General features: G+C 38.3%; 4 protein-coding genes. 1 reads left to right on the forward strand and 3 read right to left on the reverse strand.

The features are described 5' to 3' along the window. The first annotated feature begins 43 nt into the window (after positions 1-43). Positions 44-697, forward strand: coding sequence for a hypothetical protein (locus tag FJR05_RS13735; protein WP_168644630.1), 654 nt, complete (start codon positions 44-46; stop codon positions 695-697). A 54-nt stretch (positions 698-751) separates the two neighbouring features. Here FJR05_RS13735 and FJR05_RS13740 read toward each other — a convergent pair whose 3' ends face one another. The 3 genes from FJR05_RS13740 to FJR05_RS13750 form a co-directional block, all read right to left on the reverse strand. Next, entirely contained in the window at positions 752-1,285 is a 534-nt protein-coding gene (locus FJR05_RS13740) for a hypothetical protein (protein ID WP_168644631.1), read from the reverse strand. Beyond that, a complete protein-coding gene (locus tag FJR05_RS13745; RefSeq protein ID WP_168644632.1) occupies positions 1,285-1,854 on the reverse strand; it encodes a GNAT family N-acetyltransferase in 570 nt (189 codons plus the stop codon). The genes FJR05_RS13740 and FJR05_RS13745 overlap by 1 nt, the downstream gene beginning before the upstream one ends. Before the next feature lie 228 nt (positions 1,855-2,082). Continuing rightward, a complete protein-coding gene (locus FJR05_RS13750) occupies positions 2,083-5,031 on the reverse strand; it encodes a hypothetical protein (RefSeq protein WP_371416891.1) in 2,949 nt (982 codons plus the stop codon). Positions 5,032-5,074: the final 43 nt, after the last annotated feature.

Consider the following 5,074-nt stretch of genomic DNA (forward strand, 5'->3'; position numbering starts at 1 on the left):
CTCCTATCCCTGTTACTTCCTAATTCCTTTTTAGTGGGGGAGTGTGAACAGTTACCTTCCTTTATGGATTGATAATCATCTATTGACAAAAAAAAGAAGGGAAAAGAAGCTAGAACCTTTATGGATTAGTTATTTTTTAGGAGATTTATTCGGTTTTTTGGCTAAGATTATCTACTTAGTGAGTGATCAATTTAAGAAAATTTCTGATTCAATTTTAGAAAAAAAATGGTTTCCTCACAAGAATTTTTTGATTTTTCCTTCTGTTGTAATTTTATTAATATGGCACTTTAATCCAAACTCAAGAAATTGGTGGTATTCCTTTGAAGGTTGGATAGTAAGTGGAAAATCAAAACCAATGGTTTCATCAATTTCTCCAGAGGAATTTGTTAGAAATTACTATGACTATCTTAATAATGACCACCATTCAATAGCTTATAACTCCTTATCTTCAGATTTTAAAAAAAATCAATCTAATTATAATGATTATCTAGATTGGTGGAGTATAAAAGTAAAGCAAGTTAATCTAGATAACATCCGCATAGTTTCACAAAATGCTAATTCTGCAATAGTAGATGTTCGTTTGCTATATTTTATGAGAGAAACACAAAAGTTGTCTAAGCCGGAAGATATAAGATTGTTCCTAATTTGGGATTCTCAAAATCGTACATGGTTAATTGATTCTTCAAAAAATATTTAATGAAGGAATGGTATCCCTTCCTCATAATCTCCACTCACAATAGTCTTCTCCCCACTATGCAGAAATCCTCTCAACCAAAACCTGTTGCATAATTTGCTGCTTCAAAGAATCCGCCGCAACTGAAGCAATAATTTCCCAATCTTTTTCTGTCAACATTACCCCAAGCAGTTCACGCAACACCTGATGATTAGAAATAAACTCTTCACCAAAAAGTTCATCCCTCTGCAACATAGTTTGAATATGTTCTTTAACAGTAGATGTAGGTAGCCTGAATCTTTCCAGCAACTTCTCTCTTGCTGTAGCAGATGCTATAGAAGTGGCAGTTCCTAAATTCCAATCTTTAATTAACAAACGGACTTCTCGATTCAACGAAATCCGCAAAGTTTTTAAACGATAAAACAATTCGGGATTAAGTAACAGTTGACTAAAACCAGAACCCCAATCTAAACCAGCACCAATATTACCCCCTACCTCTTCCTCAGCTTGGATGCTTTTTCTCAACCATTCTTCATTCAGCAATAAATCCATCGGGTTTGCTAATTCTTGGTTAGGGGTGAACGGAATATAATTAGATTCTTGCTGACTCATTACTTACCCTCACTGCTTTTGTTATAAGAACGCCATACACCGTACTCAAAATAAACTAAATCATCGTAATCTTCATCCTGACCCAAATCTAGCATTCCTTGATTATCGTAGAATTTTTCCGTTCCTGGTAAAGAATGCAAGCCTACCCTACCTTCATAACCTAGCTGGAAACTGCGGGTTCGGGCAAATACCAGAAATACACTCCCAACACCTTTGTATCGTGGTGGGCGTTGGACATCCTGGCGATTCCAAGGTGCTGTAGCAATTCCATCAATATATACTAAGCGTTTACCCTCTGTGATGCGTGATCCGTGCATCTGAGTTTCCATCAGCATCAATCCTTGGGTTTCACCTTCGCACTCAATGGCATAACCTTCACGGTTTGAACTGCTGGCAATAAATCTCAGTTTAAACTCCCAGTCCCAAAATTTATCAGCTTGTACGTATAAATTTAGTCGGCTTTTCCACAGCGATAGATAATCATCAACGTGCTTTTGTGCCAGTTTCACTAAATACGCATTTACAAAAGTGCTATCCTCACCACGAATTAGCTGAACTTGCAATTGCACTCGTTACTCCTTGTTGGTGAAAATGACTGTGTTAACAGACTAAAATACTATCATTAATATAGCGTTTTCTAATCTAACGAGGTACAAAATTATCTGCGTTCATTTGCGTTTATCTGCGTTCAATTTTTACTGCTTGTACCTCACTTGAATGGTAATTGCTATAGTTGAGTTTCCTGAGTGCAGCAGACAAGATTTACGAATGCTTCTGTACAACCTTTACCAACTTTATCAGTTCAATTCTATATTCTGACTTCGACTCTGGTTTCTATTATTTGATATTTCCTGTTTATTATTTAGCGATGCCTGGGTTGAGTATAGCGACTTCTCAGAGGATATATTTGCTGATAATCGCTCCCTCTCTAAAATCATCTCCTCTAACTCACTTGCGGCTGCTTCTGAAAGTGGAAATATCTCTTCTCCTGTGTGAATATTCCCTCTACAAATCGTTCGCTTATTCTCATTTCGCACAATAAAATCACCACTAGACTGAACATAAGCCGTCCACTGTCCACCAATTTTGAATTGCTCAATTTCCTTACTTTCAGATTGATTGGCTTGTCGCTGTTCGTAGGTAATACCAATCGCTTCTACCAAATTATCAAACATTTCCTGCCGCCAAAATTCACGGTGAATAGCTCGCAATTCTCCAGCATTATCTAACTTTGGTTCTGATTCTGGTAATGTCACATCTGGCAACTCTATCGAATCAGCATTAACCTTGAGGATAATACTAGAACCTTCTGGTTTTAACGTGGCTACAAATGTAGTTCCCACAGGCAACTTCGGACTATCAGGTGCAAAAGTTCCTAAATTCTGACCATCAATTTGTAATATTGGTGTCCCGTTATAACGATAAAAATCTGGGTGTGATTCTGGTAATTCAAAAACTCCTACTTCTAGAGTCACACTCCGTTTTCTCCATTGCTGACTGGCAAAATTCTCATCAGCAAAATCATTGTATTTAATCCCCAACACTTTCATTTCTTCAAACTGAAAATCCTGAAGATGCTGACATACTTCCTCAGTAAATAAATTATATGCCAAAGCCCCTACACCCGCATCCTGACGTGATGTTGCCCAACTATGATCTGCGGGAGGGATAATTCGTAAATCTTTGGGGATATTCAATTCATCTAAATCGTGAATATTGTCACCAAATTTAGCTGCTAATTTCTCAACTAATTTGGGAGATAAATCTTTAAAAGCAAATTCAATCACAGGTAATTGGGGATGAATAGTGGCATCAAATTCAATTCCTTTTTGTTCTAAAGATTCCTTCCATTTAATCGCATCTTTCCCAAACGGAACAGTCAAAACATAAGTATCTTGTGGTAGTGCTGCACTAGGCATTTCATAATTATGCTCAAAGGAAAACGTAATTTCCATCTGTGCTGCCAACTGTAAACATTCCTTACGATGTCGGTCTAATTCTGGACGAGTGTGTTGTGTGTGCCACAGTGCTGCTGCACCCTCAAATCTATCCTCTGAAGTGGTGAACAATTCATCAATTTCGGCTCTGTAACTATCGTAAAGTTTGCCCAATTCTTCATTAAATGCTTCTCTATCATCTCCCACCCGTTCTTTAATTTCATCTCTCGATTGTTGAAACCTAGTTTTTAATTCTTCTGCCCATTCTAAAGCATCTACTGATAAGGTTTCTTTGGGAAACAAATAACGAAATTCATGTCTATCTCTACTGCGAATCCGTGTTGGTTCCCACAAGGGATTTACTACTTCTCTGGCAATCACATTTATTGCTCCTGGGGCATCTGCTGGCATAGCAAAGGAACGATAAAGTCGGTCATCTTTTTTAAAGTCAAAGAAGTAACTAGGATGGGATTCTGACCATTTTTTGGCATCTGCTAATAAATTCGCACCATCAATTTCTTGAATGTCCTCCAATCTTTCGGCACTTTTGGGTGAATCTACTTCTACTTGCAGTGCTTGAAAAAGACGATTTAGCAGCTTCCTTTGTCGTCTGATAAATCGTTCGCTATTTTCACCTTCACGCGGCATTGAGGACTGGACACGCCCAATGTTTGTCGCCACTAGACCTACTTTATTTTGACTGCTGGCAGCGGCAATTTGTGATAAATCACGGTATTTTAAATTGCCTTCTTCATCTGTAATTTCCGTATATGCCAACTTTGGACGTTGTTTAACTGGTTTAAAATGTCCGGGTTCACCAGCGCGGAGTGTTTCTTTGGCAATATTGGGCAGTTTATTAGCAGGACTAACCATTAATTGGTCGCCGTCAAAATCAGCTTGGTGATATTCCTCAGCGTCTTTGGGGTGAATCCAAACTACGTTGCGAGTTTTCTTCAATTCTGGATCATGGACGTTATTGTAAAGACGAATATTGTCTGAGTTGACAATAGGGTAACGGGTAAGAATCACATCTCCTTCTGGTAGGTGGGGGACACAAATTGTCCCTCGTGGTAAAGTGTCGCATGGCATGGCCATACCCGAATTATGGCTGTATCCACTTTTAATGGCTAGGTCACGCCATTGATTGGCGATATAATCAGTAGCAAATTTGCGAAATTTGGGTGTTTCAATTAATTGACCATATTTATCACTGCGAAGTAGAGAAATCCAGCGAGATTCCTGTACTTGATTGTTAGTATTATCGTCTATTCCGTTAACAGTTTCTTCTGATGGTTCTTGTTGGGATTGTTGTTTGTCATATTGTTGAATAATGTATTTTGCCAAGGTCAAGGGATTACTTTGTAACTCAGCTAGTTCCTGAGCTTTTTTCTCAGTTGGTTGACTTAAATCTTGTTGAACTGCTGCTTCTGAATACCAAATGGTAAACTGCCAACTATTATCGTAACTGGTGGCTTTGGCATTACCTCGATTACCTATTACTGCTTGGGGAAGTTGATATTCACCACAAGGGATTAAATCTTGAAGTTGAGATTTTTTGATGCCTTTAATTGAGGAACGATCCATAACAATATCGTAACCTTCAGTATCTGTTAATTTGGCATCTGGTAAAAAAGTTCCTTTCGCTAAAAAGCTGGTTTTTGGAGCTTGAGAATTATCACTTTCAGTCCAACATTTCATCCACGCAAATCGAAATTGCAGTGGACAATTACGTTCTTCTCCCAGTTGTTTAGCTAGTCGCGGTGAAATCTTGCCGTGACAGTCTCCGGTTTTGTAATCGTAACTGTTCACACTCCCCCACTAAAAAGGAATTAGGAAGTAACAGGGATAGGAG

The organism is Dolichospermum sp. UHCC 0259 (assembly GCF_009711935.1).
Classification (GTDB): domain Bacteria; phylum Cyanobacteriota; class Cyanobacteriia; order Cyanobacteriales; family Nostocaceae; genus Dolichospermum.

Bases quoted from the DNA above. Each gene is read 5' to 3' on its own strand.
- FJR05_RS13740 (WP_168644631.1), bottom strand. From the start codon at position 1,285: ATGAGTCAGCAAGAATCTAATTATATTCCGTTCACCCCTAACCAAGAA.